The organism is Chryseobacterium sediminis (assembly GCF_008386505.1).
Classification (GTDB): Bacteria; Bacteroidota; Bacteroidia; order Flavobacteriales; family Weeksellaceae; genus Chryseobacterium; species Chryseobacterium sediminis.
In genome coordinates this window covers 2,104,848-2,131,479 of record NZ_VUNZ01000001.1, presented here as the reverse complement: position 1 = coordinate 2,131,479, position 26,632 = coordinate 2,104,848, and the positions used below count along the sequence as shown (strand labels likewise).

Genomic DNA, 26,632 nt, shown 5'->3' with positions numbered 1-26,632 from the left:
ACAATGGAAATGCAAAAAGATTTTTTTATATATCAGGCTCAAACCACAAAATTTGCTGCAGGTTTTGAAGTTGAAAAAGCAGAAGGAAGTTATATTTACGGTGCAGACGGTAAAAAATATCTTGACTTTGTAGCAGGAGTTTCTGCCAATACGCTGGGACATTCACATCCTAAAATCGTGAATGCAATCAAAGAACAGGCAGATAAATACCTTCACGTAATGGTGTATGGTGAATATGCACAGGAGAAACCTATTGCCTTATGCAGACTGCTTGCAGAAGCTACTCCGGAGCCTTTAGAGGTTACCTATCTTGTAAACAGCGGAGCTGAGGCTATTGACGGAAGTCTGAAGCTGGCAAAACGATATACGGGAAGAGAAGAAATTGTTTCCTTTAAAGACTCTTATCACGGAAATACACATGGTGCCTTGAGTGTTTCAGGAAATGAAACCCACAAGAGAGAATTCCGTCCCTTACTTCCAATGGTTTCTTTCATTGAATTTAATAACGAAAAAGACTTCGATAAAATAACTGAGAAAACCGCTTGTGTTATCCTTGAAACCATTCAGGGGGCAGCAGGATTTCTGGTTCCTGATAATGATTATCTGATCAAATTAAAAAGAAGATGTGAAGAAGTAGGAGCGCTTTTGATTTTAGATGAAATACAACCGGGATTCGGAAGAACAGGGAAGCTGTTCTCTTTTGAACACTTTGGAATTGTTCCGGATATCCTTGTGATGGGGAAAGGAATGGGAGGAGGAGTTCCTGTAGGAGCTTTTATGAGTTCCAGAGAAATTATGGAAAGCTTGTCACATTCACCAAAGCTGGGTCATATTACTACTTTTGGAGGAAATCCATTAATTGCAGCGGCAAGCTACGCTACTTTAAAAGAAGTACTGGACAGCGGACTGATGAATGAAGTGGAAGAAAAAGAGAAACTGTTCAGAGAACTTTTAGTTCATCCTAAAATTAAAAATATCAATGGCAAAGGCTTAATGCTTGCCGTGAATCTCGGAACTCCCGAATATACACTGGAAGTAGCAAAAAAATGTATGGAAAAAGGGCTTGTTGTTTTCTGGCAGCTGTACAGAAATGAATACCTGAGAATCTCTCCGCCTCTTACATTATCTAAAGATGAAATCAGAGAAGGATGTCAGATTATTCTTGATATCCTGAACGAAAATTAAAGATAAAATCTCTCCGGAAAGGAGAGATTTTTTTATGCTTTACATGACAACTTTATCCATTAAAAATTAATGGAATAAGGATTTAAATCCCGTGATAAATATCATACTGATTCTTTAAAAAAGTAATTGTTTTTTTGCGTAATAAAAAAATTAATTTATATATTGCGGGACGATAAAACAAAGATTATATGGCGAAACATAAAGTCCATTACGAATTTCCAATGCACTGTTTATCAGAGATTTTATATGAATATCTGGCGACTGCAGAGGGATTGTCTGAATGGTTTGCGGATGAGGTAACAGAGAAAGGCGATGATTTCTTTTTTAGCTGGGGTGGAGGACCTGCTGAGAAGGCCACTTTGATCAGATATAAGCCTGAAGGTTTCGTGCGTTTCAGATGGGAAGAAGATGAAGGAACAAAAAATTTCTTTGAAATGACTATCACAATTGATGATATTACAGAAGATCTGGCTTTGAATATTACAGATTTCTGTGAAGAAGGTGATGAAGAGGAAAATGCAATGTATTGGGAAAATCTTATTGAAAACCTGAGAATAAAATTAGGTGCGGCATAATACCGGGCAATATTAAATGATAAAACTGATGAACGATTTATCGTTCATTATTTTTTTGTAAATAAATCACATCAAAAATTGGAAAATCAATATTTTACATCAGACGAGTTAAATGTAAAGAACAGAGCCTTCCTTTGGGGCGACTCAGTGAAAGTTTCTTTCTTTGTAAGAAATGGTGGATTAATCATGGACGAAGAATGCTATTTTTTCCTGATGGCTTCCATGAGAAAGATGAGAATGAATATTCCTTTGACTTATACCCTGGAATTTTTCCAGACACTTTTTCAAAAAGAAATTATTGAAGGTAAAGGAGTAAAGAACGGAATTATCAATTTCCAGGTGTTCAGGAATAACGATGGCGTAACATTGGCAAAATCTTCTGTTTCCTATTTTTATGAGGTTTCAGAAGTGGCAGATGTACTGGCAGTTCATCAAAGACCTTTAGAATTGGATTTAATTAAGGAAATAAACGTTAATAACAACCTTTTGAGCAATATTAGAGTTCACTGTCCGGAAAATATCTACGGAGCGATCTATGCCCAGGAAAACGACCTTGATGACGTTATTCTTCTGAATCCAAATAAAAGAATAGCACGTACCACTGCCGGAAATCTTCTTTTTTTAGAAGGAGATGTTATTAAAGTACCAAAACAGACGGAAGGAGCTTACATTTCTCCTTTGATGGAAAATTTTGTTACTTTTTTACATAAAAATAATCTTGCTGATATTCAGGAACACGAGATTATTGCATTTGAATCTCAGAAAGCTGAAGAGATTTTAATGGTTTCAGAAGAGAAAGGTATATTTTCTGTAGGTAAGATAAGAAATAAGACTTTTGAAAAATCCCGCTTCACAGAACTGGTAGAAAGCTGGAAGAAAAGTTTTGATCAATAAAAATTGACAAACCCGGTAAACAACAAAGTTCCAGAAGTCCTTTACCGGGTTTTATTCTGAGTAAATCAGAAATTGTATTTTATTTAGTATTCGTTGATGATTTCAACAAATTTCTGTGCGATTTCTTTCTGCCCTTTTTCACTCGTTATATAATTCCTGTTTTCAGAATTATTGATGAATCCAAGTTCTACCAATACGGCAGGCGCTTTAGTTTCTCTTAAAATATGAAGGTTGCTCTCAGATATTTTACGGGCATTGAATTTCTTGTAAATTTTTCCTGCCAGCTCCTTTGAAAAATCAGAATTCTGAGTATAAACTTCAAATCCGTTATCAGCTCTTTCTTTCTCAGGAGAAGAGTTTACATGGAGTGAAATAACCATTTCAGGATTAAGTTTATTAATTTGGGCTGTTCTTTCAGAAAGAGTAGGATACGTGTCTGAATCCCTTGTCAGGATGATTTCATATTTATCCTGGCTTTCATTGATCTTTTGGATTTCCTTAGCAACACTTAACGATATATTTTTTTCACGAATTTCACCATGAGTAGCCCCAAAATCATTTCCGCCATGACCGGCATCTATGACAATGTATTTTTTATTAATAGGGGTGAATGATAAAAATGCGGTAGAAAATATTGATAAAGCAAGTAATGTAATACCTTTCATATCAGTGATTTTAGTTTTTCAAAGAACGGAAAAACTTTCTTTAAAATTGGTTAAAGGAATCTTAAAGTTTGTTAATTATCAAATTGATACGAAAAGCCTGCATTAATTCAAAGAAATGTCCTCAGGAGAATTAGCCCAAAGAAGAAATTCTCCGCCAAGATTCTGCATAATAGATTTCCAAAGAGTTTGATCATTGGGAAGCGTATAGTCAAGATTATAAACATCTACTACTGTCCACATTTTTCTTTGAACTTCAGTGTCTAGTTGGCTTGGAGACCATCCTGAATAGCCTGAAAATATTTTAATGTTTTCAATATTCAGTTCGCTGCTCAAGACAGCATTTATAATACGTTCAATATCTTCTGTAAGATAATATTCATCGGTGATGTCTGTATAGATCTCAGTAACCCTTTTACCTTTTACAATAAAAAATACTTTGTCATTTTCCACAGGACCTCCATCATAGACCTCAATTTTAAAGTCAAAAAAATCTTTGAACTTACTGCTCATCTGGCTGTTTTTTTTATTCAGTATCAAACCAAACGCACCACTTTCATTATGTTCAATAACCAACACTACCGATCTTGAAAAAATATCGCCGGAAATGTCAGGTGTCGAGATTAATATTTTACCTTTGTATGAGTGATTCATACTCAAATTTAATAAAAAATATTTATGGAAAACCTGCACGACAAAAGAAAAGTGTACGAGAAATCCCAACTTATTGAAAGTGAGATAAAACAAAATCCAATTGAGCAGTTTAGAGACTGGTTTTTGGAGGCCAGTGAGAGCCCAATGATCTCAGAATCCAATGCTATGGCTGTTTCTACAGTGGAGGAAGACGGGTGTCCGAGAACAAGAATGGTCCTTCTTAAAGCATATACCCATGAAGGATTTATTTTTTATACCAATTACAACAGCCGAAAGGGAAAAGCAATAGAAAACAATCATAAAGCATGCCTGCATTTTTTCTGGCCTAATCTTGAAAGGCAGATCATTATTAAAGCTGATCTTGAAAAGCTGGCGGAAAACTTAAGTGATGGTTATTTTCATTCAAGGCCGAAAGGAAGCCAGCTGGGAGCTGTAGTTTCTCCGCAGAGCCAGGTGATTCCCAACAGAGAGTTTTTGGAAGATAAATTAAAAGAGCTGGAAAAAGAATATGAAAATACTGAAGTTCCAAGACCTTCCAATTGGGGTGGATATCTGGCAAGACCTTATGAGATTGAATTTTGGCAAGGCAGACCTAATCGTCTTCATGACAGGATTATTTATAAGCTTGAAGATCTGGATTGGAAGATTTCAAGATTGGCACCATAGAAAGATTAGAAACTAGAACTTAGTGGTGTAGTTTTTACTGTAAAACTATTCTGAAAATATAAATTTTTAATATCAATAGAAGCGGGCTTTAGCCCGCTTATTTATTTTTAACCATGAAAAAGACTTTAGACGAAACTTAATACGTTTAAAATGTCTTAATTGCTTAATAATTTTCCACAATTTGAAATAAAAAAGGCTGTTTCTAAGAAACAGCCCTGAATTTTTTTAATCTGAATGATTATTTTTTCTTAGCACCTGAAACTGCATTTGATAAATCAGCCCCAGCTTTAAATTTAGCAACTTTTTTAGCAGCGATCTTGATCGGTTTTTTAGTTGCAGGGTTAATCCCTTGTCTAGCAGCTCTCTCAGCTACTGAGAAAGTACCGAAACCTACTAAAGACACTTTTCCGTCTTTTTTCTTTAAAGTAGTAGTTACGTTACCAATGAAAGATTCTAAAGCAGCTTTTGCTGCAACTTTAGTGATACCTGCATCTTTAGCGATTGCGTCGATTAATTCAGACTTGTTCATAATTTTTAATATTAAAGTTAGTTCGTAATTATAGCAAATATAATACTATTTTCTAATTGTGCAATTTTTTTATTAAAACTTGTAAAATTTTTTTACTTTTTGGTGAAAACAGTTAAAATATGATAATTCCACTTTTTACAGAAAATCTACGTTACGCGTTACTAAAATCATGCCAAATGCTTATGTTTATTGACTTTAGCAAAAAGTTAATATTATTTTTTGTATTTATTAAATCCTAAATTAAGTATAAACAATTAATTTTTTTAATCATATGATTATTAAATTTATAAGCAATTTTCAAAATCCTTGTGTTTTGTAAAATTAAACCCCTGTGTTTGTGGGAGTTTTTAAATGATACTAAAGAGCTGTTTTATTAATTTTTATTAATAAATTTGCATCATGCTAATAGAAGTTTTCAAGTCTAAGATTCATAGGGTAAGAGTAACAGCTTCTGACCTTAATTATATTGGAAGTATAACAATAGATGAAGATCTTATTGAAGCTGCCGGTTTGGTAGTAGGAGAGAGGGTTTATATCGTGAATGTGAACAACGGAGAACGTTTTGACACGTACGTTATCAAAGGAAAAAGAAAATCCGGAGAAGTATGTCTGAACGGGCCTGCAGCAAGAAAAGTACAGAAAGATGACATCATCATCGTTATTGCTTATGCGCAGATGACCCCGGAAGAGGCTAAAGACTTCCAGCCAAAGATCGTTTTCCCGGATGAAAAAACAAATCTTCTTACCTAGTACATGGAGAAAACATCAAAAAGTCCGGTAAAATCAATATTAACAATAGTAATATCGCTTGCTTTTGCAGGCTTTTTTTTATGGCTTGCCTTAAGAGGGCTTGATTTTAAAGTCATTCAGAAGTCACTGGCGAAGGCAAACTATCTTTGGGTATTGTTTGCTTCTGTATTTGGCCTTCTTGCCTATTGGTTTAGGGCGATTCGCTGGAATTTAATGCTGGAGCCAATGGGACACCGTATTTCAAATTCTAATGCTCTCTGGTCAATATCATTTGGGTATCTGATGAATCTTACTATCCCGAGAAGTGGTGAAGTGGCAAGGGCAACGGCTTTGTATGGAGTGGAAAAAGTACCTGTAGACAAATCTTTTGGAACGATCATTTTGGAAAGAGTGGTGGATTTGGTTTGTATGCTGGGATTTTTAGGATTGACTTTATTGTTTAAGTATGATGCAATTCTGTCATTCTACAAAAATTCAGGAATCAGTATGAATCCTAATAAGATTTTATTGGGCCTTTCAATTCTGATTGTAGGAACCATTTTATTTTTCGTATTCAAAAAGAAACTTTCAGGAATTCCGTTTTTAGGAAAAATTGTCAACTTTATTGATGGGATTTTTCAGGGATTAACTTCCATCTTTAAATTAAAAGAAAAAGGAAAATTCATCCTTTATACATTAGGAATCTGGATTTGTTATTATTTAGCAGCTTATCTTGTATGTTTTGCTCTTCCTGAAACATCCGCATTTACCTTTGCTGACGGTTTCTTCATTATTGTAGTAGGAACATTGGGGATGATTATTCCTGCCAGTGGAGGAATTGGAGCTTATAATCTTGCGATGAAATACGGCTTTATGGCGCTTTTTATATCCGTAGGAAAAAGTGCTGATTTCGGAGGTGAAATGGGATTAACCTATTCCTTTATTTCTTTACCACTGCAGATTGTTATTATGCTGGTGATGGGACTGATTTCCATTCCTATGCTGGCAAAAGCAAGAAATGCTGCAGTTTCGGATAAGAATTTTGAAAATTAATTCAATACTCTTTTATACAATACAAGGTTCAATTTTTTAATTGAACCTTTTTTTATGGTGATTGGTGACTTAAATAGCTTTAATTGGGCTCTATAGATCATTTTTTCCTAAATAAATTTGGTCAATTCATAAATCACTTCTATCTTAATGCGAAAAATAATCATAATATAAAACACTATGGCAATTAATCTACAGAAAGGACAAAAAATCGACATAGGATTGACTAAAATGACGATTGGATTAGGCTGGGATCCCAATGAAGGAACCGGTTACGATTTTGACCTGGACGCTTCTGCAATCATGATTGATTCTGACAGAAAATTAGTAAGTGAAGAATATTTTGTTTTTTACAATAACCTGAATTCTCCGGATGGCGCTCTTACCCATACAGGTGATGATCCCAATGGTAAAAACAGTGATGGTGATGATGATGAAGCAATCATAATAGATCTTGATAAAGTAGATTCAAGAGTGCAGGAGATTCTTTTCGTAGTAACCATAGAAGATTTTGAAAGAAGGAGACAGAATTTCGGACAGGTGAGAAACTCTTATATCCGAGTTGTAGATAATCATTCAAATCAGGAAATTGCAAAATATGAACTGGACGAAGATTTCTCTATTGAAACCGGTGTAGAGTTCGGAAGGCTGTATAAAAGAAACGGTAGCTGGAAATTTGAAGCTTCGGGAATAGGATACAGAGCAGATCTTGGTTTCTTCCTGGAGAAATACTATAAAGGACAAATTATCAAATAAAAACACTCCAATACACAAAAACAATAACTATGGCAATTAATTTACAGAAAGGACAAACGATAGATTTAAGAAAGAATGACCGCGGAGAAAGCGTTTATGATCTTTCAAAAGTAACCATTGGCTTAGGATGGGATGTAAGAAAACCAGGTGGAGGATTCTTTGGAAAACTGTTTAGTAAGGAAGCCGAATATGATCTTGATGCAGTAGCTTTCCTTTTAGATGGCAATGGCAAAGTAGCGAATCTTGGAAGAACGGTACAGACCAATGACGGAAGACAGATGGGACTTTATCAGGGAGATGTGGTTTTCTTCAATTCTATGCAGCATCCAAGCGGAAATGTATGGCTTACAGGAGATAACAGAACCGGAGCAGGAGATGGAGATGATGAGCAGATCATTGTAAAACTGGATCAGCTGGATCAGAGCTATCAGAAAATTGTATTTATTGTTACCATTTATCAGGGAAGAACGAATAACCAGCACTTCGGAATGATTGAAAATGCATTTATCCGTGCGGTAGATGCTGCAGGAAAAGAAATTACAAAATACAGCCTTTCCGGAGATTCAAGTATGAACGGAATGTGTGCTATGGTTTTTGCAGAAGCATACCGTCATAACGGAGATTGGAAATTCCGTGCTGTGGGTGAGCCGCATCATACAGATAACTTTATAGATATTCTGAGACAGCAGTACGCTTATTCCAACTAGATTCTTAATTTTTATCAAACCAAAATAAAAGCCGGCTTGGAAGTCTTCGACTTCCTCCGCCGGCTTCAGACTTAATACTTGTCATATAATGAGCAGGAGATTATTAGCTTATTTTCTATTAGATACTTCAGGTTCTATGAACGGGGAGCCTATTCAGGCACTGAATAATGGATTCAATGGATTGATCAGTATGCTTCGTGCGGATCCACAGGCGATGGATAGTTTGCATCTAAGTGTTATTACCTTCGATAGAGAAGTTAAAAATATTATTCCTTTAACGGATCTGGCAAGCTTTTATCCCATGGAAATTACCTGTCCGGACAGTGGCCCAACCCATACAGGAGCTGCATTGGAAATGGTTTCCGGATTGGTACAGAAAGAGATTGTAAAAGAATCGGCCGATGCAAAAGGAGACTGGCAGCCGTTACTTTTTATATTTACAGATGGAAAACCTTCGGATATTCAGAAATACAGACAAATGATTCCTGTGATCAGAGGACTGGAGTTTGGAGCCATCGTAGGTTGTGCAGCCGGCCCGAAAGCAGACGAACAGTTTCTGAAAGAACTGACTGATCATGTGGTAAAACTGGATACCACAGACGCTATTACCCTTTCTTCCTTTTTCAAATGGGTGAGTTCTTCTATTACACAGGGAGGACAGTCGCAAAATACGGGAGAAAATATCACATTACCTCCGCCACCATCGGAGCTTAATATTATTATTTAAAAAATTGTCTTTACAACATGAGAAGACTGCCTATTTATTTTTTAGTAGACATCTCCGAATCTATGGTAGGAGAACCTATTGAGCAGGTACAGGAAGGTATCGCCAATATCATCAGGGAATTAAAAAAAGATCCGTATTCACTGGAAACTGTTTATATTTCTGTGATAGGTTTTGCAGGAGAAGCGGAAGTGATTACTCCGATGCAGGATATTATCAGTTTTTATCCTCCAAAAATCCCAATTGGAAGCGGTACTTCACTTTCTCAGGGTTTAATCAAAGTAATGGATTGTATCGACAGGGATATTGTGAAGACAACCTATGAGAGAAAAGGCGATTGGAAACCTATCGTTTTTCTGTTTACAGACGGTGTTCCCACTGATGATGCTACCAAAGCTATTGAAAGGTGGAATAGTAAGTACAGTGGGAAATCCAATACAATTGCTGTATCCATAGGTGAAAATACAAACTATAAACTTCTCGGTTCATTGGCCGATAATGTGTTGCTGTTTAATAACTCTGATGAGAATTCCTATAAAGAATTTTTCAAATGGGTAACAGATTCTATTAAAACAACCAGCCAAAGTGTAACGGAAGCCAAAAAAGAAGGAATTAACCTTTCTAAGATTGATTCCCTTATCCTTGAGAAAGTAGATCCTGAAATGGAGCAGAGATTTCCGGATAACAATTTTGTAGTATTAAACGGGAAATGTCAGGAAACAGAGAAGCTTTATTTAATGAAATTTAAAAAAGCATTTGCGGAATCAAGTATTCCGGGGATGGCAACAAGATATTACAGACTGGATGGGGCTTATAAAATTGATGAAAAAGCCTACTATAGACTTTCTTCAAACCAAAAAACGAATCTTAAAATCAATATAGAAGAGCTGGATGGAGGAACTTCATGTCCTCACTGTGCCAATCCTATTGCACTGGCAACCTGTTCGTGTGGCGGTATTCACTGTCTGAGAGGAGAAGGATACAGTAAATGTCCATGGTGCGGAACTTCGGATTATTACGGATTTTCCGGTGGAGGATTTGATATTAACAGAACCTTAGGATAATGATGGGTAAATTCTTCAGAAAATCAGCCTCCGATTCTAAACCAAAGACGATGGAACAAGCTGCTGTTTATAGAGAAAAAGAAGAGTTCAAAGATGCTCATTGGGTATTGAAAAATGCCAGTGCAAAACAGTTCTATGAATTCCGTCTTGACATGGAAGATTTTCCGAATATAAAAATTCAGAATATCAGTGGTCTTGAAGAAACAGGACTTACCTTTGAAAATGATACAATTTCAGGAACGCCGGTTACCAACAATATGTATCATCTGGATGTTCAGTTTTATCACACTCATGATCAGAAGCAGATTGAAGAAAAAAAAATACAGCTTTTTGTAAATGCAGATCCCAAAGACTTATGGAAAAATATTCCAAGCGATAAAAATGCAGTTTTTTACAAATCGGAGGAAGAATCATTCAAAGGTTCATTTTCAGACAAAAAAATCGTCGTGGCTTCCAAAAGAGGACGTTCTCATGCCCATGAAGGGAAATTTCGGGAAGATGATTTTGCAGTGAATATTTTGCCCAATGACTGGAATATTGTTTCAGTTTCAGATGGAGCAGGTTCGGCAACTGCATCAAGAGAGGGTTCAAGATTGGCAGTGGCAACGGTCAATCAGTTTTTCAATTCGCAGGAGATTTTAAGCAGACTTGAAAACAATATCAATCGGATGTATGCTTCCGGTCATTCCAGAGAAGAACAGTTGGATGCTGAGCAAAATATCAAAAATGTTTTGTCGGAAAGTGTTTTATCTGTCTATCAGACATTAGAAAAAACGGCAGCAGAAAATGTGCTGTCTGTTAATGATTTGCATGCGACACTTATTTTTACATTACTTAAAAAGTTTAGTTTTGGATATGTGATTCTAAGTTTTGGAGTGGGAGACTGCCCAATTAACCTGATCAATTCTGATTTTTCTGAGGTAAAACTTTTAAACCTGATGGATGTAGGAGAGTTTGGTGGAGGCACCCGTTTTATCACCATGAAAGAGATTTTTAATGATCAAATGAATTCCCGCTTCAGAATTACCTGTATAGAAGATTTTTCTTATCTCGTACTGATGACGGATGGTATTTATGATCCGAAATTCATTACCGAAAATAAACTGGAAGATATAGAAAGCTGGAAATCTTTTTTTGAAGATCTGGCCGGAAAAAACGATGACCGCACAAAAGCAGACTTTATCCATGATGAAAAAATTGATGAAGAACTTTTAATATGGAGTGATTTCTGGAGCAGAGGAAACCACGATGACCGTACATTGGCAATAATCTATTAATACCATGAAAAAAACCATTAAGGTTGTTTCTGTTCTGGATACAGCCAAATCCTATGAATATGTAGATGAAAACCCTATCCGGGGTGGTGTGAAAGATGTTTACTTTTCTCCCGATAAAGAATATGTAGTGGCTTTTTACCGGAATCCGCTGGATGAAGGACAAAAAGAAAGAATCATGAGAATTGTTTCTACCTATCTGCAAAGTATACAAAGCGGAAATGCTTCCGAGTACTTTCTGAACGAAATATTCAGGTGGCCTTACGATATTGTTGAAAAAAATAAACTCACAGGAATTGTAGTTCCTGTTTACCATAATAAATTCTATTTTGCAAAAGGATATATTGGTTCAGAAAATATTCAGGGAGAAGATAAGGTGGGAAAATGGTTTACCGCTCCCATGTTCAGAAATCAGCAGTATCCGTTGAGACTGGACCAGTCGGAGCTGGGAGACTGGCTGAGCTATTTCCAGATTGCCGTCAATATCAGCAGAGGGGTAAAAAAGCTGCATCAGATGGGGCTCGCACATTCTGATTTATCTTACAATAACATTTTGGTAGATCCTGTAACGAAGTCTGCCTGTATTATTGATATAGACGGTCTTGTTGTTCCTAAACTGTTTCCGCCTGAAGTGATAGGAACCGCAGACTTTATTGCTCCCGAAGTTTTAAAAACAAAACATCTAAGCCTTCAGGATCCGGGAAGACATCTGCCCAATCAAAAAACAGACCTGCATGCTCTTGCTGTTCTCATTTATATGTATCTGCTAAGAAGACATCCTTTACGTGGAGGAAAAATATGGGATCTGGATTCTGAAAAAGATGAAATTCTATCCATGGGGGAAAAAGCTCTATTTGTGGAAGATCCGGAAAATCTATCCAATCACGTAAAAGCAGATCATCTTCGGAAATGGGATGCATTCTGGGGAGATCCTCAAAAGATTCCTTATACTGTAACCGGTCCTTATATTTCAGAATTATTCCGGAAAACATTCATAGATGGATTACATGACCCTATCAGGCGTCCCACAGCCAATGAATGGGAAGCTGCTCTGTTGAAAACCGTGGATCTGATACAGCCTTGTCATAATTCCCATTGTACCGAAAAATGGTATGTTTTTGATAATACCAGCAACCCCAAATGTCCGTTCTGTGGAACACCGCATCAGGGGACATTACCGATATTAGACTTGTATTTCAAATTTGATGATGAGGTATGGAAGCCTGAAAACCACAGACTGATGGTTTATCATAATCAGTACTTATTTAAATGGCATGTTTCCAGAAAAGTGATACGCAACGAAAATCTGACGATGCAGGATAAAATGCCTGTGGGATATTTCACATTTCATCAGGGAAAATGGGTGTTGGTAAACCAAAGTTTATCAGGAATGAAAGACGTCACAGAACAGAAAGAAATTTCACCTGGTTCTATGGTTGAACTGACTGATGGTAAGAAAATATTGCTGTCCGCAGAAGAAGGGGGAAGACTCATCTACGTGACAATGGCAAATCAGAAGATGTAAGAAATAGCCGTATCGTAAATCAGACGGTTGGGTGAATATAATACCGATCAGCGATAAGCAAGACAATTTTTATTATCGTAAAATATAGCTTTGATCGTGAAAAAGAAGAGTGAATAAGCTGATGGGCAGGTATACTCTTTATAAAAAGCCATATCAGCAATTCTTCAAGAGTAGGATAAAAAGCAAAGTACATTTTTACACTTTTTGAGCTAACTATTAAAAAAATGAATGTTAAATTTTTTTAAGCTTAACCAGAAATTTTACATTGTTTATTCTTGGATGATCTAAAAATTCTTCCGACTGTTTCTGAAGTTTTATTTCAAAAATTGATAACCAGCCGGAAGAAACAAAAGAATATTAAGAGTTTTAATATGAGAGTAATAGAATATAAAGGTCTATTTTTTTATAACATTAGCTTTTGAATAAGATCCGTCAGCATTTCTTATCCTCAGAAAATATCTTCCTCTTGTATAAGCGGACATATTAATGTCATCTTTATTATTGCCCTTTGAATTCACTGTTTTTTTGTCAAACAGTAACCTTCCATTCGAGTCAAAAAGACTTATCTGCTGCATGTTGTCTCCTGACTTCATATGCAGTACATCAGTACAGGGATTAGGAAATATCATCAGTTTTTCTGAAGTCTTCCCCAGTGTCTCATTTACTCCTAAAGCAGAAAATGTTAAATTGATTCTACTATTATAGTACTTGTTCTGGACCATATTCATATGAACAAAAGTGAACATTGTTTGAGTATCTGAGGTTAGCTCAAACTCATAATAACTTCCCGGTTGAATGTTGATAGGAATATTACCTTCAGGTCCACTTATAAAGCTGTTGTTTTGTTGGTTGATAGCGAAGTTAAAATTGTTAGTAAATCGAATCTTATCACCAATGACCACATTTTCATTCATTTGGAAAAGGGAACCGTCAGAATTACCATTATTAATATTTAATACGATGATTCTGCCAAAGCTTTTGAGGCTGAAAATGATAAAGGAAATCATTAAGATCCTTTTAAAAAGTAAATTTGTTTGCATTCTTTTTAAGTTACTTGTTAATACTGTACGATCTTTTAAATCGTTGTGCAATGATCAGATTCACGATACCGGCTTGTGAAGTTGAAACAAAGGTATATAGCTTTAGAATGCTGGCAGTTATTAAAAATGAAATGCAGTAGTGGTTAAGTACTAAAAATAAATACAGATACAGGTTTCAACACTTGATTACTCCGATCATAAGTAGAGAATACGTATCCTTATAAGTCGTTTTTTTGTAAAAATTAAAAGAATGATTGAGCGATTATTGAGACGAATACTCAATAGGAAAGTGCTATTATCCTGAACATAACCTGAAGGATTACGAACATAAGTTCATGAAGGAAGCTGTTTTTAATTTATTGCCTTTCAGTTTCCATAAAATAAGAATACTCATCTTCACCCATTATTTTAAAACCAAGGCTTTTATAAAGATGCTGTGCTTTATTGGTTTTTAAAACACTTAATGATACCGTTTTTCCTGCTAATGAAGCTTCCTCCAGAATATCAGATAAAATCTTTTTTCCAAGACCTTTTCCTTGTTGGCCAGGGGCAATCTGAAGTTGAAGGACCTCAATGTTGGTAAATGTTCTGTCTACTTTTAACAGCCCGATGGGTTGGTTGTTTAAAAAAATAATATCTGCTTTTTCAAACTGATACAGAACTCTTTGTAAGGTGGTTTCACTGTCAGTAGAAAGCCCTGACGTTTTATAATGGGGATTCATGGTTTTCATTCTGAGATCAAGAAGAAAATCAATATCGGTATCATCAGCTTTTTTGTAGCGAAGTTCAGGATTCATATTCAAAAATAAAAATTAGAGTTCTTACTTTAATACAATTTTCAGTCCCATTTCCTTTTTCATGTGCAGCAAAACTTCTGCATTTCCTTTAGCATCATCTACCGGATTGTGAGTGTGTTCCGTTTTACGAAGATGCTTCCATTGGGCAAAAGTATCTTTTTCCAGTCCGCAATAAAGATCAGATAGTCTTCTCGAAGAAAAACCAAAAGGATTCCGTCCGATAAAATGATGAAAATACCAGCAGATAAACATCCAGTCAAAACCATTATTATCGCTAATGAATATTGGTCTGCCTTTAGAATGAATTTTAATCCAGTCTTCAAACGCAAGCATTACTTTCTGAGGATCATCAAAATTCATTGTCTCTTCTCTGCTAAAACCGGAAACCCCTAAAGCATCAGGGTTGAATTTCTCAGAAACAGGCTTCAGTTTTCCATAAAAAGTAGTGTCCAGTTCCTCCGTGACAAGTACAGCCCCGAAACAAACCATTGAAAAATCACCGGGAATCGGACCATCGGATTCTATGTCAACCATGATATAGCTCATTGGAAATAGTTTTTAACGGAACGAAGATATTGAAATAAGTTGAAGAAGGGAAGAGAGAAGAAGGAAGCTGGAGGTTATTTTTGTGATGTAAAGAACTCTTCTGTTTTTAATCTCTATTTTTCAAAAATATATCAATCAAAAAAGTTCATCAGTTTATTGTCCAACAGACTTCTATCCTCCAGTTCCCATCTTCCATTTTTATATTAACTCAAAAAAACTTCTTTTTCCGATTTTTATCTTCGTTTGAGAGATCAGTTCCATTTCTTCATCAGCGTTTGTTATTTTGATATTATTGATTTGAATGCCTCCATTTTCAATTAATCTTCGGACTGCCGATTTGCTGAGGTCACTTTTAAGCTGATGACAAAGTTCCACAACAGATACCTTGTTTTGAATGGGCTTCAAAGACTGTATAGAAACAGGTTCATATACTTTTTCTTCAAAATTTTTATTCTGAAACTGATTGATAAAGAATTGTTCCGCATTTTCTGCTGAAGCATCATCATGGTATTGGCTGATGATATTTTTAGCAATGAGTTTTTTAATATTCATAGGATTTTCACCTCCTGTGATTCTCGAAACAAGGATCGTTTTTTCCTCCATCGAGAAATCTGTGGTCAGGTTGATAAATTCTTCAATCAACGCATCCGGAATAGACATTGTTTTTCCGAACATCTCATTGGGTTCATCTGTCAGCCCGATAATATTATTCAGTGATTTGCTCATTTTTTCCTTTCCGTCAAGCCCTTTCAGTAATGGCATACACATGACGATCTGTGCAGGCATTCCGTGTACTTCCTGAAGCTGTCTTCCCATTGTACAGTTGAAGAGCTGGTCTGTACCACCCATTTCGATGTCACATTCAATTTTTACAGAATCAAAACCCTGAAGAATTGGGTATACAAGTTCATGCATTGCAATAGGGGTGTTTTCTGTAAATCTTTTATTAAAATCATTGCGGTGCATCAGTTGAGCAACAGTAACTTTTGACATCAGTTGGATAACCTCTGAAAAATCAAACGCATCCAGCCAGTCAGAATTGAAAACAATCTTTGTCTTCTGAACATCAATTACTTTGGAAAGTTGACTGATATAAGTTTGGGCATTATGCTGTACCTCTTCAGTACTTAATGGTTTTCGGGTCTTATTTTTACCTGTAGGATCACCAATTCTCGCCGTAAAGCTTCCAACAACGATAATGATCTGATGCCCCAAATCCTGAAACTGCTTCAGTTTTTTTAGCACTACCGCATGTCCCAGATGAAGATCCGGAGCGGTAGGGTCAAATCCCAGCTTGATAGATAGTTTTCTGTTTTCCTCTTTGGCTTTTGTAAGTTTTTCTTCCAAGCCGTTTTCAGGCAGGATGATAGCCACATTTTCTTGTAGTAAATGGATCATGTTGAATAATTTTAAAATGAAAAGCCCGGACAGGTACTGTCCGGGCTCTATATATACGTTAGATTATTTTATTGAATTACAGATATAGAAAGTCTTCCCGAACGATAGCTCGGAACGTAATATTCACTGAAGAATGGAAGACGTAATATACTGTTTAGATGTTTCATTGTTGTATAAATATACAGGAATTTCCTGAGGATCCAATATTTAAACCATTAAGACGCATTGCAGGGTTATAACAAGATTTGTTTTTAAATAAAAACTTAACCATCCATCAATCTTAATGGCTTAAAATAATGGTTCAAAACAATTTTACTTGCGGTTTTTGAAGCTAATTTCATGCCATAAATTTCTTAAAAGTAAAATACAGAATAAAGATGCAAAAACTATATTTTATTATTTTCTTTGTCAGCCAATAGGTGTTGATTAATAGTGATTTAATAGTCTGTTTATCAGTGTTGTTTTTATCAATTGTTATTTAATAATGAAGTGCATGTTCAGAATATAAATTTTTAATTTGATCTTTCCAGATCTCAAGATTTTCTGAAGCCGCTTTATCTGCTTTATCAAAAAATAAGTGTCTGATAATTTCCAGTCCGGAGTAGATAAAAATTCCGTTATCAGAGGTTAAAGTGAGCGCCTTATCCATTCCGGTTTGTTCATATTCTTCATGAGATTTTCCGTGGGTATTGATAATTACTGTTTTTTTACCGGTGAGAAGTCCTTTCTGTATACCGTGATCATAACGGTAGGCAAAACCGTAACTGAAGACACGGTCTATATAGCCTTTCATGATTGCAGGAAGACCAGTCCACCAGATAGGATAAATAAATGTAATCTGTTCCGCCCAAGAAATATATTCCTGTTCAAGTTGTATATCATTAGCTACTTTTCCCATGCGCTGTCCTTGCATATCAGCCAAAGAAAATACAGGATCGAAACCTGTTTTATACAAATCTCTCACTACAATCTCCTGATTTTGGGATTCAAGTGTGTCAACAACAGTGTTTAAAAATTGGTGATTTAAACTGTTCTCATTCGGATGGGCATAAATTATTAAATGTCTCATTGTTTTTTCTTGTTAAGATTAATGAGACAAAAGTAGCAGGATGTGTTTTGCAAAAATTGTAAGAAAACGAAACGGATTATTTAGATTTTGGATTACAGATCTCCTGTTGAAATTTTAAATACTGGGCAGGCGAAATGTTCATAAAATGCCTGAAATCATGAATAAGCTGGCTTTGATCATAATAACCGCACTCATCAATAATGGTAAACCATTTCACTTTATTCTGCTTTCCGGTTTCTTCTTCAATGACTTTTACAGCTTTTAAAAAACGGTTATAGCGGTTAAGTTCTTTCAAAGAATATCCAAATTGTTCTTTCTGCTTACGCTGAATATTTCTTTCTGTCTGCTGAGTCTGCTCTGCAATTACTTTGACAGGATTTAAAAGATCATTTTCAAAACTGCTCAAAAGCTTGCTGGTGGTATCCTGATGCTGAAGATAAGGCCGGCAGAATTCCAGGATATGATTCACTTGCTCTGTAGTTGAAGCTAATTTTGCCAGCTGATGCCAAAGATCTGTAAAACAATTTTCTTCCAACAGTTCGTCAGGATGTCTTACCGACTGTTCAATAGATACCTTTCCAAAAAACCTGAAGAAAGCATCATCTTTAAAATTGGCAACCAGAATAGAACAGCCTGCCGGAAGCATATATTCAAAAGATTGTCTCACAGGGCCAAATACCATGCATTTATCAACGCTAACGGTTGTCTTTTCACGCGTAGACATCGTAGCACTTTCTCCAAAACAGAATAACAAGATGGTCTGATAAGTGGGCAAAAGAGTTTTTGTAACCCGTATATCAGAAGTATTTTCAGCAAAATAAAAATGAGTGAATACACTTTCAAATTCCTGAGGAACTGAAATCCTAAATTCATTGTATTCTGGTGGTAATTCCATAATTCAGAAATTAAGAAAAATTTTTTACCATCTTATAATTGGTTAGAGCAATCCCTTTTACATAAACAGTCTGTTCTTCAATCATATAAAAACCCATTTTTTCAAAAAAAGTTCGGGCGGTTTTGCTTACATCTGCTGTGATTTGTTTCTCATGGTGCTTCAGAGCTTTTTTTTCTATTTCATGGTAAAGAAGTGTTGCGATTCCTTTCTGCTGATAATCTTTGTGTACAAAAAACAGATCAATATAATTTCCTTTATCAAGCGTACAGAAACCCACGATCTGATTTCTGTGTTCAGCAATTAAAACATATTGACTGTTGATCACATTCATCCATCTTTCTTCGTTTTCAGCACCGGATTTCCATGCTTCAATTTGTTGGTAATTATAATCTTTTTTGCATACTTCATCTATCGTATTGGCAAAAAGCTGCAACATTTCCGTGAGATCACCGCTGATTCCTTTTCTTATGGTAATTAGATGATTATTGGACATAATGTTGTTCATAAAGTTTTTGCTGTTCTTTATTGAGTAATGGATAAAAAAGATTCATCTGCAGAAGCGTATAATGCTGTATTGCTTCATGGGGACTGAGTTTTAAGATAAGCCTGTTGTGAGTAAGCCAGTTGTCTGCAATAATGAAAATCTGTTCAGTAAGACAATCCACAATAAAATGGGGAACATCTTTCTGAAAAATATTACTCTTTTGAAGATCTGAAAAGATGAGCTGGAATTCCTCTTTTCTACTGAAATTGATCCCTTCATACTTGGATTCTATTTCAGGAATCCGATTCAGGATATCTATAAAATTGATAAATATAAAACGATAGAAATAAAAGATTTCACAGGTAGAATAGGTAAATTGGTAAAGATCTTCAAGGCTTTTATTCTCCCTTTTTTTCATTTGGCTCAGCAGGTCATCCATTTTCAGGGTAAGCTTTGAGAAAAGAATTTTAATAAGGTCTTCCGAGTGCCTGAAATGATAATGGAGATTGCCCGCACTGATGTTAAGTTCAGCCGCAATATGTCTTGTGGTAATATTGTTATATCCCTTGTCATTAAATAATTCCAATGCTTTAGACAGAATTTTATCCTTGGTCTTCATACATCAAAGATAAGAATATAAGAATGGATATAAATCATATTTTTAAAATTAGAGCAATTGTTCTAATTTAATATATTTGCAATACAAAATATAGGGTAATGGAAGGTAAACAAAAATTTGATTACGAATCAGCAGGCAAAAACGAAAATGAAAGTAAAACAGACCCTCAGGAAGTTATTTCAAAAATACTGCAGGTAATTCTTGGGATCATAATGGCAGTACTGCATATGTAATGAACAAAAGTATTTCATATTGGTTTTTGCTGGGGCTGGCAATTTGGGGAATGATTGTTTTACTGAGACGAAACGGAATTTATATTCCTTTTATTAATGATTATTTTACAGATGGTATCACTGTTCCAATGTATTGTTATCTCATAGAATATACGATGAATTCAATCTTAGGTTATCAATGGAAACCAGATCTGAAATTTGTATTGACATCAATACTTTACCTGTCTTTTTTGTTTGAAGTACTTTGCCCGAAACTATCTGAACGCTTTACCGGAGATGTTTTTGATGTATTTGCCTATTTTGCCGGAGGAATGATATATTATTTTGTTGCAGTAAGGAATTTGGCTGTAAATAAATAAAAAAGCCAACATATCTACATCGTAAAGGAGACTGCTGGCTGAGGTATAGTTTTTATCCTGGTTCAATATTTCTTAGTAATCTCAGTTACAATTTTTATCAATGTTTACTTTCGATTATATATACAAGACAATTATTGAATCGGGAATGTTACATGAGCAGGAGAATATTTTTAAACTCATAAATTTTAAAGTTTTGTATTGAACATGAATAAAGAAATTCACTCCTACACGAATGAAGGAGTCATCAGAACAGCTAAAAGTGAGTGATAGGTTTTTATTCCTGCTCGAGTTTGATAATAGAACCTTTGTAAAACTTGGTAAGATCATACAGATCAGCAAAATGATGTTGAAGCTCCGGAATGATTTTCCCGTCAAATTCTTTTGAATCACATTGGTTTTCTGCCAAAAGATATAAAGACTGATTATCCGGTTTCAGGTATTCACAAAGTATATTATCCTCATGTTGGCCTCTATTGATAATTTCTGTGAGAAATATTCCGTAGATCAGGAATTGATTGAAGTTTTTGGAGTCCACAATATAATTCATGTCCTGTTTCAGGAGCTTTTCATAGTCTGAAAGAATCTGAAGGAAGTTTTCCGCATGAACGTTTGTCGGTATTTCATAAAAAAGATCAATACCATTAATGAAAAGTTGTGTTTTAGTTTCCTCATGATCTGAGGAATACACTTTACTAAACCATTGAAAAATAAGTAGAAGTTCTTCCTGGGTAAGTTCTTCAACAGAATCCTTTACCTTGTTTTTAATATTCTCAAGCGTATCTTTTGCATCAGATGGTAGAAATTTTAGAATATTTTCCTCTTCGCGTTCGAGCTTATTGTACAAATTAATTTTGGCAATAGTAGGGTTGGTTTTGATGAAATAAAGTTCTTCCGCCATAGGTATCTACCAAATAATCTTTTAAAAATGGTCACTTAAAGATACAAAATATGCTTTAATTTTATTTAAAAAAATAATATGTAGCGAATGGTATCCCTATTTTACCGTCTCATGCAGTGCAATTCTGTTTCCTTCTGAATCTTCAAATTCTGCTACGGCAAAACCATACTTTTCATCTGTTTTCTTAGGATAAAGAACAGATCCTCCATGTTGAATAGCCTTTTCCAGAGTATGATCAATATTTTCTGTTTTAAAATAAATAATGACACCGCTTTTGGAAGGTTTATAGACATCTCCTTTGGCCAAAGCTCCTGTAATCCCACTTTTTTTTTCTTCAAAAGGAAACAATGCCATCTCATAGCGGTCAATGATTTCTTTCTCAAAACTAAAGTTGAAAACAGCAGAATAGAACTTTTCAGCACGTTCCAGATCATGCACAGGGATTTCAAAATAGACAACAGGATTGGTCGGTTTCATATTTTTTATAGGGTTGGATTTCTGTGATTGACTGCAAGATACAGTTATTAGCAATAAGAATAGGAAAACGGAAGACCATGATTTCATACCTGTGATTATTTCTTTGATCTAAAATAAAGTTTTTATCTGTATTGTAAAAATAGATAGACTTATCTATTTTTTAATTAGATTTGTAAAAATTTTCACGATGAAAAAAGAAAAAGTACGCGAGAGGATTATCAGAGTTGCTTCGGATTTATTTTATAAACAGGGGTACAATTCTACAGGAATCAACCAGATTATTGCGGAAGCTGATATTGCTATTGGCTCATTGTATAACCACTTTTCATCTAAAAATGATCTTCTTCAGGCGTATCTCATCAAAGAAGAGCTTCATTGGTTTGAAGGATTTGAAAATAGTATATCCAAAATTTCAGAACCCAAAGAAAAACTACTGGCACTCATTGACTACAGGAAGAAACTACAGCAGACTTCTAAATTTGCAGGCTGTCATTTCATAAAAATAGTTTCTGAAATAGGAGAAGGAAACCCCTCAGTCTCTGCTTTTGCGAAACAGCATAAAGAAAAACAGAAAGATTTGATAAAAGCATTCGTTACAGAATACGGAATGCAGGGACAACTTACCGATACCGATTTAATATCAGAAAATATTTTCCTGTTAATAGAAGGAGCGGTGGTAACATCCACAATCAGTAAACAAAATGATTCTTTTGATCAGGTGAAAAAAATTGTTCAGGGTTTACTACCCTAATTTTTTTGAATATTAAAAAATAGATATATCTATATAAAAATGAAACATAAGTATTTGAAATTATTAGTGATATTATTTGGTCAGCTGTTGACGATCATGGATATTTTTATCATTAATGTGTCTATACCTTCCATACAGCGTGATCTTCATGCTTCCAATGGTGAAATGCAGTTTATGATCGCTTCCTACCTTATCGGGTTTGCTTCTTTTCTGATTACCGGAGGTCGGTTGGGTGATCTGTACGGAAGAAAAAAAATCTATATTATCGGATTAATTGCTTTTATGATTAGCTCTATTGCCTGTGGGATTTCTGCAGGAGCAAAACAACTTGTTATTTCAAGATTTGTACAGGGGGTAAGTGCTGCAATGATGGCACCTCAGGTACTTTCAATAATACAGATTTTATTTCCTGTTCATCATGAACGGACAAAAGCGATGGGTTGGTATGGGATCACTATTGGAATAGGAACAATTATGGGACAGTTTTTAGGAGGATATTTTTCATCTCTTACGATTATGGAAGAATCCTGGAGACTTATTTTTCTGATGAATGTTCCTATATGTCTTATAGCCGTTTTTCTGAGTCTGAGATTATTAAATGAATCTAAAACCTCAGTAAAGGAATCTTTCAATGTAAGTGGAGTTGTAACACTTTCTGCCGGATTGTTCTGCGCTACCTATGCCCTTACGATGTCTGAACATGAGGGGTTTCATTTTAAAAATGCTTCACTGATGGTTATTTCAGCCGGAATTATTTTCAGTTTTATAAAAAATCAAAAAATGAGAATACAAAATAAGCGTTCTTATCTGATTGATTTTGAGCTGTTCCGTTATAAGAATTTTAATCTGGGGATTCTCGCAGTTTCCTTCTTTTTCATTATGCTGGATTCCTATTTTTATATTCTGTCACTTTTTTTTCAGGATGGATTAAAAATCAATCCGTTAGAAGCCGGAGAAATTATTGTCTTTCAGGGATTGGGATTTATACTGGCATCCATGATTTCTGTAAAATTAATTTTGAGATATGGGAAAAAAGCCCTGATTGCAGGGCTCAGCTTTATTATTGTTATACTTATTCTTCAGTTGTTTTCATTCAATATGAAGACCGGTTTTCCCATTTTCTGCCTGCTGCTGTTTTTACATGGGCTGGGAGTGGGTTCAGTTATTCCTTCGCTGGCCAATATTGCCCTGTCGGGAATGTCTGAAAAGTTGATTGGAAATGCATCCGGAGTTTATAATACCTTCCAGCAGATTGCTGCCATCATTGGAATTGTTGCTGTAGGAAGTATTTTCTACTATTTTCTGGGAACGAAACCTGCAGTACAACAGTACCACAATGCATTTTCAGTTGCAGTATTGATCAACATTATCTGCTTGATTTTGGTGATTGTTACTGTTTTTAAAGTTCCCAATCATGTTCTCCCTGAAATGAAACATAAAAAATAATTACTTTTTATGGGTTTTTGATGAGGTTTTAACTTCATTCAATGTTGCCTTCGCAATATTTCTGGTAATTTCAGTAGGGGAGTGGCAGTCGCAGTTGCTAAATCCTATCACATAAATATCTTCACGGGGAATATAAACGCCCATACTTTTAAATCCAAATACACTTCCGCCATGTTCCCTGTCAGGCGTTCCATTAATATCTTTCAGGTGCCATCCATATCCATAGGTAAATTCTTCACCATTGTTTAATTTATATTTCTGAAATGCTTTTTGGGTTTCTGCCGGATTCAGCAAAGTATTCTGAAGTAATGCCTGCTGCCATTTCAGCATATCATCCACAGTGGACATCAATGAACCAGAAGAAAAAGGAACACTGAAGCTGATGACCGTTTTATTTACAAATCCCTGTTCTTTTTTGTGATAGCCATAAGCTCTTTGAGGGATCACTTTCCTGTCCGAAGCATAGTAAGAATGAGACATTCCTGCTTTGTCAAAAATATTTTTCCTGATAAAATCTTCATAAGAAGTTCCGGAAACCAGTTCAATAATATAGCCTAAAATCACATATCCGGAATTGTTGTAATCAAACTTTTCTCCAGGTGTAAAATCTACAGGTTCATTCTTGAAAAAATCAACCATTTCTTCTGGCTTCATCTCTTTTTGGGCAATAGAAGAAATGGATTTCATTTTGGTAAAATCTTTAATTCCTGACGTATGGGTCAGAAGATGATGAATGGTAATTTTGTCTCCGTTAGGATAATCTTTAAGGTATTTGGAAACAGGATCGTTGACATTGAGCTTTCCCTGTTGTTCAAGCATCAGAACAGCCACAGCGGTAAACTGTTTGGTCATTGATCCGATCTGGAAAACATTTTCCGGAGTCATATTGACGTTGAGTTCAAGATTGGCTTTTCCAAATGCTTTCCGGTAAAGATTCTTTCCATTTTGAGTAATTAGGAAAACACCGCCAGGCTCATTTTCCTTCCCGAACTCTGTCTGGATAATACTGTCAATTTTCTTTTCATATCTTTTTGTACTGGTTTGAGCATCAGTTATGTTGCAAAAAAACAAAGGCAGTATCAAAAAGGGAATTAGTTTTTTAACAATCATATTTTTATATTTTGTTATGCAAAGATATAAATATTTACTATTACTATGTTATGCAATATAGTTGTTTGTGTTTTAAATTTCCAAAATTAGTTTGTTCTCGATCTTTAAATGAATAAGTTGATTATTGTATTCTTTTGGTATTTAATTTAACACCGGTTGAAATGATGATGAGGTAATATTGTTGATCGCTGCCTTTTAAAAACTGATAACCGTCTTCAGACTTAGGATTATCAAAAAAAGAAGTTGATGATTCAGGATAGATTTTGGTCTTTTCGCCGTCTTTGTCGAGTATACAAAAAATGGTTTTCTAAAATAATGTTGAAAACTTGTGACTGATCGGCTTCAAGGGCAAATTTTCCGGTGTATTGCTTAAGAATTTCATCAGGAACTTCAATTGCTTTTTTGTTAATCTTCCGAGGAACAGAATAAGTCTGGCCATTCAAAAGATTAATAATATCTTCTGTCACTTTCTGAAAAGGAATATCGGTAAAATTGGAAGTAAAAATAAAGGTGATTCCTGATTTCAGATCCTGATAATAATAAGCTCTGTAACCAGGTCTGCCTCCCGCCTGTACCAATTGGCTGTTTTTCCCGAACATTTTCAGAACAAGGTCTTTTCTGAGGTTCTTTCCGGAAATAAGCTGTTGGCTGAAACTGTACAAATCGTCGGTGGTTGAAAAATAATTTCCGGTTTCAAACCGATTGATATTGGTATGGGAAACAGGAGTGATTTTACCATCTTCACCCGAAAATCCATAAGCGAAATCAGATAATGACTGAGCAGAATTAAACTCACCTGTATTTTTTAACTTATATTTTTTGATGATTTCTGTCTGGATAAAATTCCAGTATCCTTTGTCAGATAGCTTTCCAATAATATAATGCAGGATAAAATATCCGACATTTGAATATAACGTCTGGGTTCCGGGCTCAAATTGCAGAGATTCCTGTTGGGCCAACTCTATAATTTTTTCAAGACTGAGATGATCATACTTTTCATAATCTTTGATTTCTCTTGGAAGCCCTGATTGATGAAATAAAAGGTGTTCAATAGTAATTTTTTCACCACTGGGAAACTCCGGAATGTATTTATTGAGAGTATCCGATAACTTCAGTTTTCCCTGTTCAGCCAGTTTCAAAATTCCATACTTTACAAAAATCTTTGAAACCGATGCAATAATGAATTTACTGTTTTTATTTACCCCTAACGCTTTGTCTGCTTCCTGAATATTATAGGTTTTATCAAGAAGAATAGTGTTGTTTTTAGCAATCTTCACATTTCCATTGAAATTTTTCAGATCCGTTAGTGCCATAAAATATTGGTCCAGCTCTTTTTCATATTGTTGAGCAGGACAATTCATTGAAAAAATAAAAATGAAGAAAAAAGTGAAAAGCTTCATATTTTGTGATTGACAACGAAACAAATATACATTTTAATCACTTACAAATCTTTCTAAAAATCAGGTGGTTTCATGCAGGGGATTTCTCTGTCTGCAAGTTCAGAAACTATTATATA

The 26,632-nt window shown here is 35.1% G+C and carries 31 protein-coding genes; 16 read left to right on the top strand and 15 right to left on the bottom strand.

Annotated elements, in window-relative coordinates; all coding sequences use genetic code 11:
• The first annotated feature begins 9 nt into the window (after positions 1–9).
• The 3 genes from FW780_RS09715 to FW780_RS09705 all read left to right on the top strand — a co-directional run bounded on the left by FW780_RS09715 (position 10) and on the right by FW780_RS09705 (position 2,654).
• A complete protein-coding gene (locus FW780_RS09715) occupies positions 10–1,185 on the top strand; it encodes an aspartate aminotransferase family protein (protein WP_149833843.1) in 1,176 nt (391 codons plus the stop codon).
• Positions 1,186–1,373: 188 nt separating this feature from the next.
• A complete protein-coding gene (locus FW780_RS09710) occupies positions 1,374–1,760 on the top strand; it encodes an START-like domain-containing protein (protein WP_034696870.1) in 387 nt (128 codons plus the stop codon).
• Between the two features lie 78 nt (positions 1,761–1,838).
• On the top strand, positions 1,839–2,654 hold the full coding sequence (locus FW780_RS09705) for an aminotransferase class IV (RefSeq protein ID WP_149833399.1): 816 nt from the start codon (positions 1,839–1,841) through the stop codon (positions 2,652–2,654).
• Between the two features lie 83 nt (positions 2,655–2,737).
• Here the strand turns inward: FW780_RS09705 and FW780_RS09700 are convergent, their stop codons facing one another.
• Together FW780_RS09700 and FW780_RS09695 are read right to left on the bottom strand one after the other, a co-directional pair.
• Positions 2,738–3,319 (bottom strand): N-acetylmuramoyl-L-alanine amidase family protein, encoded by a 582-nt coding sequence (locus FW780_RS09700; protein WP_149833398.1) that lies wholly within the window; start codon positions 3,317–3,319, stop codon positions 2,738–2,740.
• A 102-nt stretch (positions 3,320–3,421) separates the two neighbouring features.
• Positions 3,422–3,970 carry a YqgE/AlgH family protein gene (locus FW780_RS09695; RefSeq protein WP_149833397.1) on the bottom strand — a complete coding sequence of 183 codons (549 nt, stop codon included), beginning with the start codon at positions 3,968–3,970 and terminating at the stop codon, positions 3,422–3,424.
• A gap of 24 nt (positions 3,971–3,994) precedes the next feature.
• On the opposite strand from FW780_RS09695, the gene pdxH reads away from it, so the two are divergent.
• Positions 3,995–4,636: a pyridoxamine 5'-phosphate oxidase gene (gene pdxH, locus FW780_RS09690; protein WP_149833396.1), complete on the top strand. Its 642-nt coding sequence runs from the start codon at positions 3,995–3,997 to the stop codon at positions 4,634–4,636.
• 238 nt (positions 4,637–4,874) lie between these two features.
• Here the strand turns inward: pdxH and FW780_RS09685 are convergent, their stop codons facing one another.
• Positions 4,875–5,165, bottom strand: coding sequence for an HU family DNA-binding protein (locus FW780_RS09685; protein WP_002976900.1), 291 nt, complete (start codon positions 5,163–5,165; stop codon positions 4,875–4,877).
• Positions 5,166–5,564: 399 nt separating this feature from the next.
• Between FW780_RS09685 and panD the strand changes: the two genes are divergently transcribed.
• From panD to FW780_RS09645, 8 genes are all read left to right on the top strand, one after another.
• Positions 5,565–5,915, top strand: coding sequence for an aspartate 1-decarboxylase (panD, locus tag FW780_RS09680; protein ID WP_047386679.1), 351 nt, complete (start codon positions 5,565–5,567; stop codon positions 5,913–5,915).
• Between the two features lie 3 nt (positions 5,916–5,918).
• The gene (locus tag FW780_RS09675) at positions 5,919–6,947 is read left to right on the top strand and encodes a lysylphosphatidylglycerol synthase transmembrane domain-containing protein (protein WP_149833395.1); all 1,029 of its coding nucleotides are present in this window, start codon (positions 5,919–5,921) and stop codon (positions 6,945–6,947) included.
• A gap of 177 nt (positions 6,948–7,124) precedes the next feature.
• On the top strand, positions 7,125–7,700 hold the full coding sequence (locus FW780_RS09670) for a TerD family protein (RefSeq protein ID WP_149833394.1): 576 nt from the start codon (positions 7,125–7,127) through the stop codon (positions 7,698–7,700).
• Positions 7,701–7,729: 29 nt separating this feature from the next.
• Positions 7,730–8,407, top strand: coding sequence for a TerD family protein (locus tag FW780_RS09665; RefSeq protein ID WP_149833393.1), 678 nt, complete (start codon positions 7,730–7,732; stop codon positions 8,405–8,407).
• Between the two features lie 88 nt (positions 8,408–8,495).
• Positions 8,496–9,134, top strand: a complete 639-nt coding sequence (locus FW780_RS09660; protein ID WP_149833392.1) for a vWA domain-containing protein — start codon at positions 8,496–8,498, stop codon at positions 9,132–9,134.
• A gap of 17 nt (positions 9,135–9,151) precedes the next feature.
• Entirely contained in the window at positions 9,152–10,195 is a 1,044-nt protein-coding gene (locus FW780_RS09655; protein WP_149833391.1) for a TerY-C metal binding domain-containing protein, read from the top strand.
• The gene (locus FW780_RS09650; RefSeq protein WP_149833390.1) at positions 10,195–11,472 is read left to right on the top strand and encodes a PP2C family serine/threonine-protein phosphatase; all 1,278 of its coding nucleotides are present in this window, start codon (positions 10,195–10,197) and stop codon (positions 11,470–11,472) included. Before FW780_RS09655 ends, FW780_RS09650 begins: the two co-directional genes overlap by 1 nt.
• 4 nt (positions 11,473–11,476) lie before the next feature.
• The gene (locus FW780_RS09645; protein WP_149833389.1) at positions 11,477–12,994 is read left to right on the top strand and encodes a helix-hairpin-helix domain-containing protein; all 1,518 of its coding nucleotides are present in this window, start codon (positions 11,477–11,479) and stop codon (positions 12,992–12,994) included.
• A 395-nt stretch (positions 12,995–13,389) separates the two neighbouring features.
• On the opposite strand, the gene FW780_RS09640 is transcribed toward FW780_RS09645, so the two are convergent.
• The 8 genes from FW780_RS09640 to FW780_RS09605 all read right to left on the bottom strand — a co-directional run bounded on the left by FW780_RS09640 (position 13,390) and on the right by FW780_RS09605 (position 19,842).
• Positions 13,390–14,001 (bottom strand): T9SS type A sorting domain-containing protein, encoded by a 612-nt coding sequence (locus tag FW780_RS09640; protein ID WP_167510671.1) that lies wholly within the window; start codon positions 13,999–14,001, stop codon positions 13,390–13,392.
• A 389-nt stretch (positions 14,002–14,390) separates the two neighbouring features.
• Positions 14,391–14,831, bottom strand: coding sequence for a GNAT family N-acetyltransferase (locus FW780_RS09635; RefSeq protein WP_149833387.1), 441 nt, complete (start codon positions 14,829–14,831; stop codon positions 14,391–14,393).
• Positions 14,832–14,855: 24 nt separating this feature from the next.
• Positions 14,856–15,377 carry a 3'-5' exoribonuclease gene (locus tag FW780_RS09630; RefSeq protein ID WP_149833386.1) on the bottom strand — a complete coding sequence of 174 codons (522 nt, stop codon included), beginning with the start codon at positions 15,375–15,377 and terminating at the stop codon, positions 14,856–14,858.
• A gap of 198 nt (positions 15,378–15,575) precedes the next feature.
• Positions 15,576–16,775, bottom strand: a complete 1,200-nt coding sequence (tyrS, locus tag FW780_RS09625; protein ID WP_149833385.1) for a tyrosine--tRNA ligase — start codon at positions 16,773–16,775, stop codon at positions 15,576–15,578.
• 478 nt (positions 16,776–17,253) lie between these two features.
• The gene (locus FW780_RS09620; protein ID WP_149833384.1) at positions 17,254–17,844 is read right to left on the bottom strand and encodes an NAD(P)H-dependent oxidoreductase; all 591 of its coding nucleotides are present in this window, start codon (positions 17,842–17,844) and stop codon (positions 17,254–17,256) included.
• Between the two features lie 76 nt (positions 17,845–17,920).
• Positions 17,921–18,739, bottom strand: coding sequence for a helix-turn-helix domain-containing protein (locus FW780_RS09615; RefSeq protein WP_149833383.1), 819 nt, complete (start codon positions 18,737–18,739; stop codon positions 17,921–17,923).
• A gap of 10 nt (positions 18,740–18,749) precedes the next feature.
• Positions 18,750–19,244, bottom strand: a complete 495-nt coding sequence (locus FW780_RS09610; RefSeq protein ID WP_149833382.1) for a GNAT family N-acetyltransferase — start codon at positions 19,242–19,244, stop codon at positions 18,750–18,752.
• Positions 19,222–19,842: a TetR/AcrR family transcriptional regulator gene (locus FW780_RS09605; protein ID WP_149833381.1), complete on the bottom strand. Its 621-nt coding sequence runs from the start codon at positions 19,840–19,842 to the stop codon at positions 19,222–19,224. The genes FW780_RS09610 and FW780_RS09605 overlap by 23 nt, the downstream gene beginning before the upstream one ends.
• Before the next feature lie 98 nt (positions 19,843–19,940).
• Here FW780_RS09605 and FW780_RS22715 point away from each other — a divergent pair, with 98 nt between their 5' ends.
• Positions 19,941–20,075, top strand: coding sequence for a hypothetical protein (locus FW780_RS22715; protein WP_262714031.1), 135 nt, complete (start codon positions 19,941–19,943; stop codon positions 20,073–20,075).
• Complete coding sequence (locus tag FW780_RS09600; protein ID WP_149833380.1) at positions 20,075–20,434, top strand: hypothetical protein; 360 nt, start codon at positions 20,075–20,077, stop codon at positions 20,432–20,434. The genes FW780_RS22715 and FW780_RS09600 overlap by 1 nt, the downstream gene beginning before the upstream one ends.
• 274 nt (positions 20,435–20,708) lie before the next feature.
• On the opposite strand, the gene FW780_RS09595 is transcribed toward FW780_RS09600, so the two are convergent.
• On the bottom strand, positions 20,709–21,332 hold the full coding sequence (locus tag FW780_RS09595) for a hypothetical protein (protein WP_149833379.1): 624 nt from the start codon (positions 21,330–21,332) through the stop codon (positions 20,709–20,711).
• Positions 21,333–21,428: 96 nt separating this feature from the next.
• A complete protein-coding gene (locus FW780_RS09590; protein WP_149833378.1) occupies positions 21,429–21,809 on the bottom strand; it encodes a VOC family protein in 381 nt (126 codons plus the stop codon).
• Between the two features lie 187 nt (positions 21,810–21,996).
• On the opposite strand from FW780_RS09590, the gene FW780_RS09585 reads away from it, so the two are divergent.
• Together FW780_RS09585 and FW780_RS09580 are read left to right on the top strand one after the other, a co-directional pair.
• A complete protein-coding gene (locus FW780_RS09585) occupies positions 21,997–22,560 on the top strand; it encodes a TetR/AcrR family transcriptional regulator (protein WP_149833377.1) in 564 nt (187 codons plus the stop codon).
• A 39-nt stretch (positions 22,561–22,599) separates the two neighbouring features.
• Positions 22,600–24,006: an MFS transporter gene (locus FW780_RS09580; RefSeq protein ID WP_149833376.1), complete on the top strand. Its 1,407-nt coding sequence runs from the start codon at positions 22,600–22,602 to the stop codon at positions 24,004–24,006.
• Here FW780_RS09580 and FW780_RS09575 read toward each other — a convergent pair whose 3' ends face one another.
• Positions 24,007–25,116, bottom strand: coding sequence for a serine hydrolase domain-containing protein (locus FW780_RS09575; protein WP_149833375.1), 1,110 nt, complete (start codon positions 25,114–25,116; stop codon positions 24,007–24,009). It abuts the gene before it with no gap.
• A 251-nt stretch (positions 25,117–25,367) separates the two neighbouring features.
• Positions 25,368–26,477: a serine hydrolase domain-containing protein gene (locus tag FW780_RS09570; RefSeq protein ID WP_167510670.1), complete on the bottom strand. Its 1,110-nt coding sequence runs from the start codon at positions 26,475–26,477 to the stop codon at positions 25,368–25,370.
• Positions 26,478–26,632: the final 155 nt, after the last annotated feature.